Origin of the sequence: Amycolatopsis thailandensis (assembly GCF_042723255.1) — a bacterium.
GTDB classification, from domain to species: Bacteria; Actinomycetota; Actinomycetes; order Mycobacteriales; family Pseudonocardiaceae; genus Amycolatopsis; species Amycolatopsis thailandensis.
Map to the genome: position 1 here is coordinate 11,361 of NZ_JBHXJK010000077.1, position 15,114 is coordinate 26,474.

16 protein-coding genes are annotated in these 15,114 nt (G+C 67.8%); 12 read left to right on the top strand and 4 right to left on the bottom strand.

What is annotated here, in order from left to right:
* The first annotated feature begins 467 nt into the window (after positions 1 to 467).
* Positions 468 to 896, top strand: coding sequence for a hypothetical protein (locus ACFWMR_RS27195; RefSeq protein WP_378380401.1), 429 nt, complete (start codon positions 468 to 470; stop codon positions 894 to 896).
* On the opposite strand, the gene ACFWMR_RS27200 is transcribed toward ACFWMR_RS27195, so the two are convergent.
* Entirely contained in the window at positions 884 to 1,339 is a 456-nt protein-coding gene (locus ACFWMR_RS27200) for a cupin domain-containing protein (protein WP_378380402.1), read from the bottom strand. The genes ACFWMR_RS27195 and ACFWMR_RS27200 overlap by 13 nt on opposite strands.
* 60 nt (positions 1,340 to 1,399) lie before the next feature.
* Between ACFWMR_RS27200 and ACFWMR_RS27205 the strand changes: the two genes are divergently transcribed.
* The 4 genes from ACFWMR_RS27205 to ACFWMR_RS27220 are packed head-to-tail and all read left to right on the top strand — an operon-like array spanning position 1,400 to position 6,641.
* The gene (locus ACFWMR_RS27205) at positions 1,400 to 1,960 is read left to right on the top strand and encodes a TetR/AcrR family transcriptional regulator (protein WP_378380403.1); all 561 of its coding nucleotides are present in this window, start codon (positions 1,400 to 1,402) and stop codon (positions 1,958 to 1,960) included.
* A 32-nt stretch (positions 1,961 to 1,992) separates the two neighbouring features.
* Positions 1,993 to 3,585, top strand: coding sequence for a 2,3-epoxybenzoyl-CoA dihydrolase (gene boxC, locus ACFWMR_RS27210; protein WP_378380404.1), 1,593 nt, complete (start codon positions 1,993 to 1,995; stop codon positions 3,583 to 3,585).
* Between the two features lie 7 nt (positions 3,586 to 3,592).
* A complete protein-coding gene (boxB, locus tag ACFWMR_RS27215) occupies positions 3,593 to 5,014 on the top strand; it encodes a benzoyl-CoA 2,3-epoxidase subunit BoxB (protein ID WP_093936518.1) in 1,422 nt (473 codons plus the stop codon).
* 19 nt (positions 5,015 to 5,033) lie between these two features.
* Complete coding sequence (locus ACFWMR_RS27220) at positions 5,034 to 6,641, top strand: benzoate-CoA ligase family protein (protein ID WP_378380405.1); 1,608 nt, start codon at positions 5,034 to 5,036, stop codon at positions 6,639 to 6,641.
* 253 nt (positions 6,642 to 6,894) lie between these two features.
* On the opposite strand, the gene ACFWMR_RS27225 is transcribed toward ACFWMR_RS27220, so the two are convergent.
* The gene (locus tag ACFWMR_RS27225) at positions 6,895 to 7,356 is read right to left on the bottom strand and encodes a MarR family winged helix-turn-helix transcriptional regulator (protein ID WP_378380406.1); all 462 of its coding nucleotides are present in this window, start codon (positions 7,354 to 7,356) and stop codon (positions 6,895 to 6,897) included.
* A gap of 98 nt (positions 7,357 to 7,454) precedes the next feature.
* Between ACFWMR_RS27225 and ACFWMR_RS27230 the strand changes: the two genes are divergently transcribed.
* From ACFWMR_RS27230 to ACFWMR_RS27245, 4 genes are read left to right on the top strand one after another with little or no spacing between them, the layout of a single operon-like run.
* Positions 7,455 to 8,414: a ring-cleaving dioxygenase gene (locus ACFWMR_RS27230; protein ID WP_378380407.1), complete on the top strand. Its 960-nt coding sequence runs from the start codon at positions 7,455 to 7,457 to the stop codon at positions 8,412 to 8,414.
* On the top strand, positions 8,411 to 9,052 hold the full coding sequence (locus ACFWMR_RS27235) for an alpha/beta hydrolase (protein ID WP_093936514.1): 642 nt from the start codon (positions 8,411 to 8,413) through the stop codon (positions 9,050 to 9,052). Before ACFWMR_RS27230 ends, ACFWMR_RS27235 begins: the two co-directional genes overlap by 4 nt.
* Positions 9,053 to 9,061: 9 nt before the next feature.
* Positions 9,062 to 10,210: a dipeptidase gene (locus ACFWMR_RS27240; RefSeq protein WP_378380408.1), complete on the top strand. Its 1,149-nt coding sequence runs from the start codon at positions 9,062 to 9,064 to the stop codon at positions 10,208 to 10,210.
* Positions 10,211 to 10,248: 38 nt separating this feature from the next.
* Positions 10,249 to 10,611: a LapA family protein gene (locus tag ACFWMR_RS27245; protein WP_093936512.1), complete on the top strand. Its 363-nt coding sequence runs from the start codon at positions 10,249 to 10,251 to the stop codon at positions 10,609 to 10,611.
* On the opposite strand, the gene ACFWMR_RS27250 is transcribed toward ACFWMR_RS27245, so the two are convergent.
* Entirely contained in the window at positions 10,599 to 11,528 is a 930-nt protein-coding gene (locus ACFWMR_RS27250) for an AraC family transcriptional regulator (RefSeq protein WP_378380409.1), read from the bottom strand. The genes ACFWMR_RS27245 and ACFWMR_RS27250 overlap by 13 nt on opposite strands.
* Before the next feature lie 82 nt (positions 11,529 to 11,610).
* Here ACFWMR_RS27250 and ACFWMR_RS27255 point away from each other — a divergent pair, with 82 nt between their 5' ends.
* Positions 11,611 to 12,009 carry a pyridoxamine 5'-phosphate oxidase family protein gene (locus ACFWMR_RS27255; RefSeq protein WP_378380410.1) on the top strand — a complete coding sequence of 133 codons (399 nt, stop codon included), beginning with the start codon at positions 11,611 to 11,613 and terminating at the stop codon, positions 12,007 to 12,009.
* Here the strand turns inward: ACFWMR_RS27255 and ACFWMR_RS27260 are convergent.
* Positions 11,990 to 12,832: a maleylpyruvate isomerase family mycothiol-dependent enzyme gene (locus tag ACFWMR_RS27260; RefSeq protein ID WP_378380411.1), complete on the bottom strand. Its 843-nt coding sequence runs from the start codon at positions 12,830 to 12,832 to the stop codon at positions 11,990 to 11,992. The two genes, ACFWMR_RS27255 and ACFWMR_RS27260, sit on opposite strands and share 20 nt — an antisense overlap.
* A gap of 88 nt (positions 12,833 to 12,920) precedes the next feature.
* Between ACFWMR_RS27260 and ACFWMR_RS27265 the strand changes: the two genes are divergently transcribed.
* Both ACFWMR_RS27265 and ACFWMR_RS27270 read left to right on the top strand, forming a co-directional pair.
* Positions 12,921 to 13,703: an Abi-alpha family protein gene (locus ACFWMR_RS27265; RefSeq protein ID WP_378380412.1), complete on the top strand. Its 783-nt coding sequence runs from the start codon at positions 12,921 to 12,923 to the stop codon at positions 13,701 to 13,703.
* Between the two features lie 7 nt (positions 13,704 to 13,710).
* Positions 13,711 to 14,955 carry a DUF445 domain-containing protein gene (locus tag ACFWMR_RS27270; protein WP_378380413.1) on the top strand — a complete coding sequence of 415 codons (1,245 nt, stop codon included), beginning with the start codon at positions 13,711 to 13,713 and terminating at the stop codon, positions 14,953 to 14,955.
* Positions 14,956 to 15,114: the final 159 nt, after the last annotated feature.

Genomic DNA, 15,114 nt, shown 5'->3' on the forward strand with positions numbered 1-15,114 from the left:
ACGTGAAGGCCCCCTTCATTGCGCTAGGCGCAGTGAAGGGGGCCTTCACGTACTTTGCTTCTCTTCACGGCGTGGGTGGTCCCGCGCGTGCAATGAAGGGGCCTTTCATGGCAAATTTTGCTATGAAAGGCCCCTTCATTGCGGTCGGCCGCTCCCCGCGCGGCGCCGGTCCGTGAAGGCCTCCTTGCCTACCCTCAAGGTAGTGAAGGAGGCCTTCACGGACTCTGGGTCCCTCAAGGAGTCCTTCACGGACCAGCGGGTCGCCCCAGAAACCGCAGGCGCCACAGAAACCCCACACATCACAGCGGCTGCGCGTGAAGGCCCCCTTCACGCGGCTCAGCCGAGGGAACTCGACCTTCACGCGTTGCGGGCGGGCCGCCGGGACGCCTCACCGCACCCCTTCAGCTCCCACCCACCATGAGCTAAGCTCTCGCTAGAGCGATCTATCAAATCGCAAGGGGGCGAACATGGAAGCTCTGCGAACCCAAGGGCTCACCGCGTTACGGCTGATCCTGGCCTTCACGCTGCTGTCCACCACGCTGCATTACGCGCACAACGTGATCAGGGTGGCGGACTACCCGCAGATCGAGGGGATCCCGGTCGGTGTCGCCGCCGCCTTGGTCGCCATCGTGTACTTCGTCCTGACCGCGATCGGCCTGGCCGGCTACCGCGACTACCTGCGCGGACGCTACTGGCGGGCGCTCGTGTTCCTGATGGTCTTCTCGCTGTCGGGACTGGCGAGCCTCGGGCACTTCCTGACCGGCGTGCCGCAGATCCCGGCGTTCTGGTTCGCCACGATCTTCACCGACGGCGCCGCGGCGCTGCTGCTGTGGGGCTTCGCGACCTGGGCGGCGGCGAAGCTCAACCGGGTGCCCACGCCCGCTCAGGTGCCATAGGTGATGTGGTGGGGCGCGGCGACCTTGTTGATCTTCTCCGGATCGATCGCGCCCTGGGTGAAGACGGCGGGGCCCGCCTCGAACAGGTCTTCGAGGTAGTGCTCCCAGCCACCGGGGGAGGAAATCTGAAGGACCCGGGGCGGCGCGGAGACGCGGCGTAGCGCGTGCGGGACGCCGCGTGGCAGCAAGACGAACGTGCCCTTGGTCGCGACGTGGCTTTCGTCGTCGAAATCGATCCCGAGTTCGCCTTCGAGGACGTAGATGCACTCGTCGGCCTCGTGGTGCACGTGCCGGGGGATGTCCATGGCCAGGGTGACTTCCAGCAACGAAAACCGCGTCTCGGTGTCCTCGGTCATCGCCTTGACGCTGAACGCGGACGGCAGCGGCACGCGGCCGGGTCGCGCCTCGCCGGGCTTGAGCAGCAGAAAACGGTCCTTCGACATGCTATGCTCTCCTTCAATCGGAAGCGGATTCCGTTTCCACTTAATCGCGAGGGAGGCAGGTTGTCAACCAAGCCGCGAGCGGACGCGGAGCGCAACCGGGCACGGGTGACGGAGGCCGCGCGGGCGCTGTTCGCCGAACGCGGGGACGACGTGCAGATGCCGGAGATCGCCCGCGCGGCGGGCGTCGGCGTGGGGACCGTGTATCGCCATTTCCCGGATCGGCAGGCGCTGGTCGAGGCGGCCGCGGAGCATCGCTTCGCGGAGATCGAGGAGTACGCCCGGACGCAGTGCTTCGGCGAGGATTCCGGGCTGGAGCGCTATTTCCGGTACGTCGGCGAACTGCTGTCCCGCGATCGTGGTCTCACCGCCGCCATCGACTCGGCCCGTGGGCGACCCGGGAGCGAGCCGCGCGGCGGCGCCCGCGGACGACTCGAAGTCGTGGTCGCGGAGGTCATCGCCCACGACCAGGCGGCAGGCCTCGTTCGTCCGGATTGCACCGTCGCCGACGTCTATCTGCTGGTCGGCGCCCTTTCGTCCGTCATCCGGACGGGTTCCGACTGGGGGCGCTTCCTCGACCTGCTCCTGTCCGCCCTTCGTGACCAACTTGCTACAGAACATTGACGGTAATCAGTGCAATGTAGACAATCGAAAGGGTGACGCGGACCACATCGGTGACGTTCGAACGTCATCCCAGCGGATACCGGCACTGGAAACTGTCCACCGACGGCGACGTCGCGTGGCTCGAACTCGACGTCGATGCCGACGGAGGGCTCGTCCCGGGTTACGAGCTCAAGCTCAACTCCTACGACCTCGGCGTCGACATCGAGTTGTACGACGCGACGCAGCGGCTGCGGTTCGAGCATCCCGAGGTCCGCGTGGTCATCGTGACCAGCGCGAAGGACAACGTCTTCTGCGCCGGGGCGAACATCCGCATGCTGGCGTCGTCGTCGCACGAGTGGAAGGTGAACTTCTGCAAATTCACCAATGAGACCCGCAACGCCATGGAGGACGCCACCGTGCACTCCGGTCAGCTCTACGTCGCCGCGGTCAACGGCACGTGCGCCGGCGGCGGGTACGAAATCGCGCTCGCCTGCGAGAGGATCCTGCTGGTCGACGACAACTCCTCGACGGTCGCGCTGCCTGAGGTCCCGCTCCTCGGGGTCCTCCCCGGAACCGGCGGGCTCACCCGGGTGGTCGACAAACGCGGTGTGCGACGGGACCTCGCCGACGTCTTCGCCACCCGGCCGGACGGCGTCAAAGGGCGGACCGCGGTCGACTGGCGGCTCGTCGACGAACTCGTGCCGCGCAAGGGTTTCCGCGAAGCCGTCTTGGCCAGGGCCAAGGAACTCGCGCGGACGACCGAGCGGCTCGACGGCGAAGGTGTCCAGCTGGCGCCGCTCACGCATCGCTATGTCGACATTTCACTGAGCCGGTCCGAAGCGACCATCACCGTCAAGGGGCCCGAAGACGACGGCGGCTGGCTACTGGACGTCACCCGGGAGCTGGACGACGCGATCCTTCGCCTGCGCACCAACGAACCCGGACTCGGCACGTGGGTGCTCCGCACCGAGGGCGATCCCGCGAAGGTCCTGGAGCACGAACGCGCCGTTTTCGACGCGAAAGACTGTCTGAGCAACGAAATCGTCCATTACTGGAAGCGGACGCTGAAACGTCTCGACGTCACCAGCCGCAGCCTGATCGCGCTCATCGAGCCCGGCGGGTGCTTCGCCGGGCTCCTGCTGGAACTCGCGCTCGCCGCGGACCGGCAGTACATCTTGGACGGTCCGCCGATCGACGACGAAGACAGTGAAGAACGCGCGTCGATCACGTTGTCCGAAGCCAACTTCGGCCGCTTCCCGATGGGCAACGGCCTGACCCGTCTGGAGTCCCGCTTCTTCGGCGACCCGGGCCAAGTCGCGAAGCTCGCGGAACGACGCGGCGAACCGCTGAGCCCGGCGGAAGTGAACGACTTCGGCCTGGTCACCGACGCCCCGGACGACCTCGACTGGGCGGACGAGATCCGGATCGCGCTGGAGGGGCGTGCCTCGCTCAGTCCGGACGCACTGACCGGAATGGAGGCGAACCACCGGTTCGTCGGCCCCGAAACGACGGAAAGCAAGATCTTCGGCAGGCTCGCCGCCTGGCAGAACTGGATCTTCACCCGTCCGAACGCATCCGGTCCCGAGGGCGCGCTGCGTCGCTACGGTACCGGTCAGAAGGCCGTCTTCGACAGGAAGCGGGTTTGAACAGCTCATGCCCACCAAGATCGATTACGACGCGCGCATCCCCAACAACGTCGATCTCTCCGGGGACCGGCGGCTCCAGCGGGCGCTGGAAGGCTGGCAGCCGAAATTCCTCGACTGGTGGGGCGAAATGGGCCCCACCTTGCGGACCCAGGGTGTGTACCTGCGCACCGCGGTCAGCGTCGGCCGGGACGGCTGGGCGCATTTCGACCACGTCAACGTGCCCGACTACCGCTGGGGGATCTTCCTCGCGGAGCCGGACCCGGACCGGGTGATCACCTTCGGCGAGCATCGCGGGGAGCCGGCCTGGCAGCAGGTTCCCGGCGAATACCGCGCCGACCTGCAACGGCTCATCGTCATCCAGGGCGACACCGAACCCGCGTCGGTCGAACAGCAGAAACTGCTGGGGCTCACCGCGCCGAGCCTCTACGACCTGCGGAACCTGTTCCAGGTCAACGTCGAAGAAGGCCGCCATCTCTGGGCGATGGTGTATCTGCTGCACGCCTACTTCGGCAGGGAAGGCCGCGACGAAGCGGAAGGTCTCCTGCTCCGGAATTCCGGAAGTCCGGACGCCCCGCGTATCCTCGGCGCCTTCAATGAGGAGACCGCGGATTGGCTCGCGTTCTACATGTTCACCTATTTCACCGATCGCGATGGCAAGTATCAGCTCGGCACCCTCAAGGAAAGCGGCTTCGACCCCCTTTCCCGTACCTGTGAATTCATGCTCAAGGAAGAGGCGCACCACATGTTCGTCGGCACCACGGGGGTCGACCGGGTGGTCACCCGCAGTGCCGAACTCGTCCGCGAGCACGACACCTTCGACATCGCCGCACACGGCGGGATCCCGCTGGAAGTGATCCAGCGCTACCTCAACTTCCACTACACGGTCTCCCTCGACCTCTTCGGCGGAGAGACCTCGACCAACGCCGCGAACTACTACACCGCCGGACTGAAAGGCCGCTGGCAGGAGGCCCGCCGCAAGGACGACCACAAGCTCACCGACGCGGCCGGGTCGCTGTCCCGGCCGCGAGCCGACGGCACCTGGGAGACCGAGGAACACCAGGCCATCCTGCTGCTGAACCTCGACCTCCGTGAGGAGTACCGCGCCGACTGCCAGACCGGGGTCAACCGCTGGAACAAGATCCTCGACGAGGCCGGTATCGACTTCCGATTCGTCCTCCCGCACCCTGGATTCAATCGCGAAGTCGGCATAAACTCCGGCCACCATGTGACGCCCGACGGCACCGTTGTCGACGAGCGGACCTGGCTGGCCGGCAAACGCAAGTGGCTGCCCACTCCCGAAGACCTGACCTTCGTCCGATCGCTGATGCACCCGGTGTACGAGCGAGGAAAGATCGCGAGCTGGGTGGCGCCGCCACGCCAGGGCATCAATGGGAAACCGTTCGATTACGAATACGTTTACCTGACCTGAGCCGATAGAAGGTGCGCCCGTGACCGCTGCTGCTACCGGGTTCAACGCGACGAGCTACCTGCTCGACAGGCATTCGGCGGAAGGGCGTGGGGCGAAGAACGCCGTCGTTTCCCCCAGGCGAAGTCTCACGTACGCGGAGCTCGCGGCCGAGACCCGCCGGTTCGCGGCCGGGCTGAAGGCCATCGGGGTCCGTCCCGAGGAGCGGGTACTGTTCTGCATGGTCGACGACGTCGAGCTGCTCACCGGGATCCTCGGCGCGATGCTGGCCGGAGCGGTCGCGGTACCGGTGTCCACCATGGTCACCGGTATGGACCTCGGCAAGGTGCTCGCCGACTCGCGCGCCAGGGTGCTGTGCGTCTCCGGCGAGTTCGCCGCGCAGGCGACGATCGCGCTGGGGCTGGCGCCGGAGGTCACCGACGTCGTGCTGGACAGGGCCAAAGCGGCCGAACTGCCGCCCGGGGTCCGCGCGCACGAGTGGAGCGACCTGTCCACAGTGGACGAAAGTGGTTTCGAACCGGCGGCGACCTGGGAGGATTCGCCCGCGCTCTGGCTGTACACCTCGGGTACGACGGGGAAGCCGAAGGGCGCGATGCACCGGCACGCGGGGATCCGCGCGGTCTGCGAGACCTACGCGCGCGGGGTGCTGGACGTCGGGCCGAACGATCGTTTCCTTTCCGTTCCGAAGCTGTTCTTCGCTTACGGGTTGGGGAATTCGGCGTTCTTCCCACTCGCGGCTGGTGGGACGACGCTGCTCGAACCGGCGAGACCGACCCCGGGACTGATCGCCGCCAGGGCCCGCGCGGAGCGGCCGACGTTGTTCTTCGCCGTCCCGACCTTCTACGCGGCGTTGCTCGCCAGCGACATCCCCGACGACACGTTCGCCTCGGTACGACAGGCGGTTTCGGCGGGGGAACCACTGCCCGCCACGCTGTACGAACGGTTTCGCGACCGGTTCGGCGTCGAGATCCTCGACGGGATCGGCTCGACGGAGGCGCTGCACGTCTTCCTGACCAACCGGCCGCACCAGGTTCGCCCCGGCAGCACAGGGATCCCGGTGCCCGGCTACGAAGTCGCGCTGCGCGACGAACACGGCGACCCCGTGCCGGACGGGCAGCCCGGTGAGCTGTTCGTCGCCGGACCGTCGATCGCGACCGGGTACTGGGCGCGGTATGAGACGACGAAGCAGGTCTTCCAAGGGGAATGGCTGCGGACGGGCGACAGTTTCGTGCGCGACGCGGACGGCACCTACACCTGTCTCGGGCGGTTCAACGACATGCTGAAACCGGGCGGGATCTGGGTTTCGCCCGCCGAGGTCGAGGACAGGCTGCTCCAGCATCCGGCGGTCGCCGAGGTCGCGGTCGTGGCCGCCTTCGACGCCGACGGCATCGAGAAACCGGTCGCGTGCGTGGTCGGCGTGCCCGGTCAGCGGCTGGACGCGGACGAGCTGATCGACTTCTGCCGGGCCGGGCTGGCGTCGTTCAAACGGCCGCGGGGCGTCGTCGAGCTCGGCGAACTGCCGAAGACGGCGACCGGGAAGATCCGGCGCAACGTCATCCGGGAACTGGTGCGGGACATGTACGAGGTCCAGGCCTACCAGCCCGACCCCGCCTCACCCCTGCCCGGCTGACGTCCACCCGATCACACGTGTCGTCCGTCTGATCACGCGAGTTCCGTCTCCAATCACGCGAGTTCCGGCTTCAAACACGCGAGATCCGTCTCCAATCACGCGTGTCCCGCCTCTGAGCACGCGAGTTCGCCGAAACCGCGAGCCGAGCCGACGTGACTCGATGGCCGGCTCGCGTGACTGGACGGACGACACGCGTGATCAGGCGGACGACACTCGTGATTGAAGCCGGAACTCGCGTGCTTGGAAGCGGAACTCAAGCGCCGTTGACGGTCCGCAGGGTCCGCATCGCTTCGGCGAGGCCGGAGGCGTCGTCACCGAGCGGGGCCAGGACGATGCGCCGCAGGATCTCCGCGCATGCCTCCCGCGCCTGTTCCGCGACGTCGAGGCCGTGCTCGGTGAGCGCCGCGAACGTGACGCGCCGGTCGTCCGGGCTGGGCACGCGGCAGATCAGGTCCGCGGCGACCAGCCGGTCCGCGACCTTGGTGAACCCGCCGCTGGACAACGCCGCCTCGACGGCCAGCCGCGTCATCGGCATCCGGTGCTCGGGTGAGCGCACGAGCCTGGTCAGGATGTCGAACGACGCCGGCGCCAGGCCGAACCGTTCGGCGATCTCGCCCATCAGCTTGTTCTGCGTGGCCAGGTAGCCCTCGATCACCAGGCCCCACCACGTGACCACTTCGTCGTCGTTCGGTTCCCCCGATTTCACCACTGTCACGCGAGCGAGGGTACACCCAAAACTCTTCCAGGAATATATCTTGCGCGCGAGATGTTTCCGAGTTAGCTTTCTCGTACCGGCTCCAGAGGAGGGGCACCATGTCGATCAAGACTTCGGGCCTGCACCACGTCACCGCCATCGGTGGCGATCCCCAGCGCAACGTGGACTTCTATACCCGGGCCCTCGGCCTGCGGCTGGTGAAGACGACGGTCAACTTCGATGACCCAGGCACCTTTCACCTGTACTACGGCGACGAGGCCGGCAAGCCCGGTTCGCTGATGACCTTCTTCCCATGGCGGGACGCGCCGAAGGGCCGTCACGGCACCGGCCAGGCGACCACGACGTCGTTCTCCGTGCCGGAGGCCTCGCTCGGCTGGTGGAAGCGGCACCTCGCCGAAAACCGCGTCGAGACGAGCCAGATCCGCAACTCCGACGGCGAGGAGACGCTCACCTTCGCCGACCCGGACGGCCTGAAGCTCGCCCTCGTCGCCCATCCGCAGGGCGACCCGCGCGACCCGTGGGACACGAAACTCGTGCCCGCCGAGCACGCGATCCGTGGGCTGCACTCCGTCACGCTGTCGGTGTCCAAAGAGGACGCGACCGCCGGGATGCTGACCGACGGGCTCGGCCTGACCTTCGTGAACCAGGAGGAAAACCGTCTGCGGTTCTCCGCCGGAGAAGGCGGCCCCGGCGCGCTCGTCGACGTCCTCGTGACGCCGGACGCGCCGCGCGGGCTCGTGGCGGCGGGCACCGTGCACCACGTCGCGTGGCGCGCGCCCGACGAGGCGACCCAGGCCGCGTGGCGCGACGAGCTGATCGACGACGGCGTGAACGTGACGTCCATCCTGGACCGTCAGTACTTCCGCTCGATCTACTTCCGCGAACCGGGCGGCACCCTGCTCGAGGTCGCGACCGACGAACCCGGGTTCGCGATCGACGAGCCGCTGCTCGAACTCGGCCGCGCGCTGAAGCTGCCGCCGTGGCTGGAGCCCAAGCGCGAGGACATCGAGGCGATGCTGCCGAAGCTGGACCTCCCGAGCGAGAACAACCCGCGATGACTGCGCCGGAATCGTTGGAGCACAAGTACGTCGAGGGATCGCCGGACGAACCGGTGCTGCTGCTCCTGCACGGCACCGGCGGCGGACCGGACGATCTCGTGCCGCTCGCGCGTCAGCTGAGCCCGGCCTCCGCGCTGCTCGCACCCGCCGGTCCGGTGTCGGAACACGGTGCGGCGCGCTGGTTCCGGCGGCTCGCGGAAGGCGTCTTCGATCACGAGGACGTCGTCCTCCGCGCGAACCAGCTGGCCGATTTCGTGGCCGCCTCGCGCGAGGAGTACGGCCTCGGGGACCGGCGGCTGGTCGCCATCGGGTTCTCCAACGGCGCCAACATCGCCGCCGCGGTGACCCTCCTCCGCCCGGACGCCGTCCGGGAGGCCGCGCTGTTCGCGGCGATGTCACCGCTGCCGGACCCGCCGCGGAACGACCTGTCCGGGACGCGGGTCTTCCTGTCGAACGGCGAACACGATCCGATGGCGCCGCTGGCTTCGGCGGAGACGCTCGTCCGTGACCTGCGCGAACGTGACGCGGAGGTCGTCGCCCACCGGCATCCCGGCGGGCATCAGGTGACCGGCAACGGTTTGGTAGCGGCCGCGGGGTGGCTCAACCCGCGGCGGGGAGAGCAAAGCACGCGAACGTAAAATCGTCCGATGACTAACGGGGACCTCGTCCGCGCCCAAGCCCTGCTCGACAGGGTTCTCCTCGCGGACGGGCACAACGATCTGCCATGGGAGCTGCGGGTCACGACCGGGCCGGACCCGGTCGAGGCCGTGGCAGGCACGGACCTCACCGTCCACCAGCCGCATCTGCACACCGACTTCCCGAAGCTCGCCGAAGGCAGGCTCGGGATGCAGTTCTGGTCCGTCTACGTGCCCTGCCAGTTCGAAGGGCACAGCGCGGTGACGGCGGTCCTCGAACAGATCGAGATCGTGCACCAGATGGCCGAGCGGTACCCCGATCGCCTGGCCCTCGTGGACACCGCCGACGAGGCCGAAGCCGCCTTCCGCGACGGCAAGATCGCTTCCCTGCTGGGTGCCGAAGGCGGCCACAGCATCGCCGAATCCCTTGGTGTGCTGAGGATCCTGCGCCGCCTCGGCGTCCGCTACATGACGCTGACGCACAACTACAACACCACCTGGGCCGACTCCGGCACCGACGAACCCGCGCACGACGGGCTCACCGACTTCGGCCGTGACGTCGTCCGCGAGATGAACAAGATCGGCATGCTGGTCGACCTTTCGCACGTCGCGCCGAGCACCATGCGCGACGCGCTGGAGGTCAGCTCCGCGCCGGTGATTTTCAGCCACTCCTCGTGCGTCGCGGTCAACGACCACGCCCGCAACATCCCCGACGACGTCCTCGAAACCCTGGCGGCCAAGGACGGCGTCGCGATGGTGACGTTCGTGCCGGGCTTCATCTCGCCGAAGGTCTCCGAGTGGGACGACCAGCTGCGTCAGGACATGGAAGCCGCTGGCAAGGACTACCGGAACATCGACCAGCGCACGAAGTTCACCGCCGAGCGAGGCGGGCCCGAGAAGCCGAAGGCCACCATCGACGACGTCGTCGCGCACATCGAACACGCGCGTGAAGTGGCCGGTGTCGACCACATCGGCCTCGGCGGGGACTACGACGGCGTCGCGACGCTGCCCGAAGGCCTCGAAGACGTTTCGAAGTACCCGGTGCTGTTCGCCGCGCTGTTGGAACGTGGCTGGAGCGAGGAAGATTGCGCGAAGCTGGCCGGTGAGAACACCTTGCGCGTGCTGCGCGCGGCGGACGAGGTCACCCGTTCGGACGCTTGAGAGCGCGATCGCGCGGACTTCGGCGGACACTGTCCTGCATGACGCAGCCGCAGGAGGGCGCCGCCGAGGTTCCGGTCGAGCCCGTCAAGCCGCCCGAAGCCGCCGGCGCGCGCCACAGCGGGAAATTCGAGGCAGGCCCGAAGCTGAAACGCACCCGGGTGAGCGGCACGTGGATCGCCGTCATCGTGGCGCTGATCGTGCTGGTGTTCCTGCTCGTGTTCATCCTCCAGAACCAGGACACGGCGACCGTCCACTTCCTGGGCATGTCCGGCAGCATGCCGCTGGCCGTCGCGATGCTGTTCTCCGTGATCGCCGGTGGCGCGCTGGTCGCGCTCGTCGGCGGTGCCCGGATCCTGCAATTGCGCAAGCAGGCCAAGAAGTCCCGGCATCAGCTGCGCTGAGCGACGCCGGTCCGGAACTCGCTGGGGTTGACGCCCCGCACGCGTTTGAACGCCGCGCTGAACCCGAAGGCGTCGGAGTAGCCGACGGTGCGGGCGATGTCCGAGATCGTCGTGGACTCCTTGCCCGCCAGGAGATCCGCCGCGAGGGTCATACGCCAGCGGGTGAGGTAGGTCAGCGGCGGTTCGCCGACCAGATCGGCGAACCGCTTGGCCAGCGTCGACCGGGACACCCCGGTCCGGCCGGCCAGCGAGCCGACCGTCCAGGGCGCCGCCGGTTCGGCGTGCAGCAGGCGCAGCGCGTCGCCGACCACCGGATCCCGCTGGGCCGCCCACCACGCCGGGGGCTCACCGCCGGGCCGGTCGAACCATTCGCGCAGGGAGCAGACCAGCATCCAGTCCAGCAGCCGGTCGAGGACGACCTGCTGACCCGGCGCGTCGATGGCGACCTCGGCGGCGAGGTGGTCCAGCACGGGATCGCCCGCGCCCCCGGCGTCCACCCGCAGCACGACGGGCAGCGCGTCCAGCAGCGGGCGGCCGATCTCGCCGCGCACCGGATACGCGCCGACGATCAAGGTCGTCTCGCCGCCGGGGTCGTCGACCCAGCCGAGGCGGTGCCTGGTCCCGCCCTGTTCGGGGGTCGCGCAGTGCTCGCCGCACGCGATCGGCTCGGCCGTCGTGCCGACCTCGTCGACGAAGGCGAACGTCGCCGGGCCGCGCACGATGATCGTCTCGCCCGCGCGGAGCGGCTCGGGCGGACCGTCCTCCGGCACGATCCAGCCCGCCCCGGTGAGCACGGCGCACAGGGTCAGCGGCGCGCCGTCCACGAAACGCAGTGACCAGGGCGGGGACAGCGTCGAACTGCCGAACAACGAGCCGTGGGACCGCACCCCGCGGATCAGGTCACTGAAGACGTCCACGGCTACGAGGCTAGACGAATACACAGGCGATCCGGCTTTTCACCTATGGGCACGTCCAAGTCCGCCGGGTTGAATCGTGCTCATGCTGACCGCCGAAGACCTCGAATTCCTCCGCCGTCCCCTGCACGGGTTCCTGACCGTGGCCGACGGTCCGGTCCGGCCGGTGTGGTTCGAAGCCGCCGACGACGGCACCATCCAGCTGTTCACGCCCGAGGACTCGCCCAAGGTCCGGAAGGTGAGCGGCGATCCCCGCGCGTCGATCATCGTGGCCGCGCCGGTCGGCGAACGCGAACGCTGGATTTCGGTCGCCGGTCGAGCCACGGTGGAGCCCGACGGGGCGTACGAGCTGGCCGCCCGTCTCGCCGAGCGTTATTGGGACCTCGAAGATCCGGCCCACGCGGGCGAACTCGCCGGTATCCAGACCTTGAAGCTCGTCCGGCTCCTCATCCACCCGGAGAAGGTCAGCCGTTACTCGATGTGATGATCGACGTCATCCCGAGTACGGCGGCGCAAACGTTTTCGTCCCCGCTGGTGGTGACCCGGTCCCGGTCCGCCGGGTTCCGGGTGCACAGCCGCCAAAAGGTGTCCGCGTCCGTCGTGACCGAGGCCAGGGGTGCGCGTGACGTCGGCGCGACGCTGTCGAGCACCCAGCCTTCCGCGGTCCGCTGCGCGGTCCACTTCCCACCGCCCTGGCCGGTGACGGTGTAGGCGACCTGCCGCCCTGTCCTCGCTTCGATGTCACGCAGAGTGTGCGGCAGCGCCCTCATGAAAGTGTCGACCACCGGCCCGCGGAACTCGCGCTCGTCGAGCATCCGGGCGCCGACGGCTTCGCGGATCTGCTGCTGGTGCACCCAGAACTCGGTGTACTCGCGGGCGACGTCGAGCCAGACCGGCGCGGGTTCGGCACCGGCCCAGCTCACCGGCTCGCCGATCGCGTCGAGATCGGCGCGGCCGAACATCTCCGCGATCTGCGAGGTGCTGTCCACCAGCATCGCGAACAGCACTTCGGGGGACAGCCGTCGGCACGCGACCACCCATTCGTCGTTGATCCGGTCGATGAAGTCGCCGAACCGTTCGCCCTCGCGCGGCGCCGTCGTCCGGTAGTCGTCACGGTCGCGGGACAGCCTGCCGAGTTTGTCGCCCAGGATGTGGGCGGCGAGATCGTGCACGGTCCAGCCCTCGCACACCGTCGGCGCGGACCACTGTGCCGCGTCCAATCCGGTGAGGACGTCGAGCAGGGCTTGTTCCTCCCGCGCGAACAGCGGGAGGACGTCGATCGGCGGACCCCAGCGCGTGAAGCTCATGTATTCATCCAAACACCCGCGTCGATCACAATTTCGGCCGTTCGGCCTACTCGCAGGTAGCATCAGCGCGAACGCGAGGGGAGTGTCCGTGAGCAACGATCGACCCGCCGGTGACGACCTGGCCGCATTCGCCAAACGCGCGGGGCAGCTCGCGGGCTGGGCCGCCCGCACGGGTTTCGAATTCACCCGCAAGCTCCCCGGCGTCGAAATCGCGGAGCAGGTCATCAAACAGGGTGAGCGACAGCTGCTTTCGGAGCTGCGCCGCCGCCTCGACGAGGTCGACGACCCGTATCACGCCGCGCTCACCGCCGCGTCCGCGATGAACCGCCCCGACTCCAACGGCGCGCGCCCGGTCGAAGCGACCATCACCCTCGTGCACACGCGCGCTCAGCTCGAACCGCTCCGCGCGGCGATGGCCGAACTGCTCAACCACTCGATCGGCTTCGGCCGTGAGAGGGCGCGCGAATACCTCTACGCGATCATCCTGCGGCAGCTGACGCCGGACGAGGCCCGCATTCTTTCCGCGCTCTCCGACGGCTCGCCGTTCCCCGCCGTCGACGTCGCCGAGCGGACCAACCTCGGTGGCGCCGGGCGGTTCGTGCTGCGCAACGCCTCCACCGTCGGCAAGGCCGCCGGGGTGTCGCTGCCCGACCAGGTGCCCGGCTACCTCACCCGGCTGATCGGGCTCGGCCTGGTGGAGCTGGACGAAGAGGTGCCCGCGCTGGAGACGCAGTACGAGATCCTGCTGACCGACGAGACGGTCCGCGAGGCGGAGAAGTCGGTCAAGCGGGCCAAGTTCGTCAAGCGCACGGTCCATATCTCCCGGCTCGGCGCCCAGTTCTGGCAGGCCTGCGACCCGAGCGCCGGCTGACTCCGGCATGGGTGCGTTCCTCGACGGGATCCTCGCCGATTTCGGTCGCCACTGGCCGATCTACGTCTCCATCCCGATCGTCGCCGCCCTGATCGGCTACACCACCAAACTCGTCGCGATCCGGATGATGTTCCAGCCGGTCGAGTTCATCGGCATCAAACCCTTCCTCGGCTGGCAGGGCATCGTGCCCAAACGCGCCGCGCGGATGGCGAGCATCGCCTGCGACACGATGACCGAGCAGCTGATCAAGCCCGCCGAGGTCGTCGCCCGGCTCGATCCGCAGAGAATCGCGCGGGAGATCGAAAAACCGCTGCAAGCCGCCGTCGAGGACATCGTGCGCGACGTCGCGGCCCACTACCAGCCGGGGCTGTGGGAATCGCTGCCGGTGGGGATGCAGCGGCTGGTGATCCAGCGCGTCCAGGCCGAGACGCCGAAGATGGTCGCGGCCGTGCTGGAGCTCATCAAGTCCGATGTGGACAGTGTGTTCGACCTCAAGGGCATGGTGGTCACCGCCCTGGTCAAGGACAAACGGCTGCTGAACCGGATCTTCCAGGAGGCGGGCGACAAGGAGTTCAAGTTCATCGCCCGCTCCGGCATCGTCTTCGGCGGGCTGATCGGCGTCATCCAGATGGTCGCCTGGGTGCTGTTCAAATTCCCGTTGATCATGCCGCTGTTCGGTCTTTTCACCGGCTGGTTCACCGACTGGCTGGCGCTGCGCATGATCTTCTACCCGATCGAGGAACGCCGGTACTTCGGCGTGCGCTGGCAAGGTCTGTTCCTGAAGCGGCGCGGTGAGGTCGCGGAGGCGTACGGCGCGCTGATCGCGAAGGAGATCATCACCCCGCACAACGTGATCGAGGCGGTGCTGCACGGGCCGCTTTCGGACCGGGTGCTCGGGCTCATCCAGCGTCAGCTCGACGAACAGCTCGGCCGCCGCGTCGGTGTCGGGAAGCCGCTGGTGGTGTTCGCCGTCGGCAGCAGGCGGTATCAGGACATGAAGCTGAACATCGCCGAGAAGATCATGGACAAGCTGCCGGAGACCATGCGGTACATCGAGGACTACGCCAACGACGCGATGGACATCCGGAACGTGCTGGTGACCAAGATGAAGGAGCTGTCGCCGCGCGAATTCGAGGGACTGCTGCGGCCGGCTTTCCAGCAGGACGAATGGATCCTGATCGCGACCGGAGCCATCCTGGGCTTCGCCGTCGGTGAGGCCCAAGTGCTCCTGCTGGAACACTTCGCCGCCTGACCTTCCCTGCCTCCTCACGCATTTAGTCCTCTAAATGCGGTAGTTCGCTCGGTCCGCTGGACCTGTCGGCGACGTTGCGAAAGTGGCTTTCGTAACCTTCAACGTTGTGAAAGTGGCTTTCGCAACGTGTTCGGCCCGTGGCTTCGCTTCCTGGCCGCG

What these genes read in the sequence shown, in the direction of transcription:
- ACFWMR_RS27260 (WP_378380411.1), bottom strand. Translation starts at nt 12,832, where the DNA reads ATGAGCTTCACGCGCTGGGGTCCGCCGATCGACGTCCTCCCGCTGTTC.
- ACFWMR_RS27255 (WP_378380410.1), top strand. Translation starts at nt 11,611, where the DNA reads ATGCTGACCGCCGAAGACCTCGAATTCCTCCGCCGTCCCCTGCACGGG.
- boxB (WP_093936518.1), top strand. Translation starts at nt 3,593, where the DNA reads ATGCCCACCAAGATCGATTACGACGCGCGCATCCCCAACAACGTCGAT.
- ACFWMR_RS27240 (WP_378380408.1), top strand. Translation starts at nt 9,062, where the DNA reads ATGACTAACGGGGACCTCGTCCGCGCCCAAGCCCTGCTCGACAGGGTT.
- ACFWMR_RS27200 (WP_378380402.1), bottom strand. Translation starts at nt 1,339, where the DNA reads ATGTCGAAGGACCGTTTTCTGCTGCTCAAGCCCGGCGAGGCGCGACCC.
- ACFWMR_RS27230 (WP_378380407.1), top strand. Translation starts at nt 7,455, where the DNA reads ATGTCGATCAAGACTTCGGGCCTGCACCACGTCACCGCCATCGGTGGC.
- ACFWMR_RS27270 (WP_378380413.1), top strand. Translation starts at nt 13,711, where the DNA reads ATGGGTGCGTTCCTCGACGGGATCCTCGCCGATTTCGGTCGCCACTGG.
- ACFWMR_RS27235 (WP_093936514.1), top strand. Translation starts at nt 8,411, where the DNA reads ATGACTGCGCCGGAATCGTTGGAGCACAAGTACGTCGAGGGATCGCCG.
- ACFWMR_RS27245 (WP_093936512.1), top strand. Translation starts at nt 10,249, where the DNA reads ATGACGCAGCCGCAGGAGGGCGCCGCCGAGGTTCCGGTCGAGCCCGTC.
- ACFWMR_RS27195 (WP_378380401.1), top strand. Translation starts at nt 468, where the DNA reads ATGGAAGCTCTGCGAACCCAAGGGCTCACCGCGTTACGGCTGATCCTG.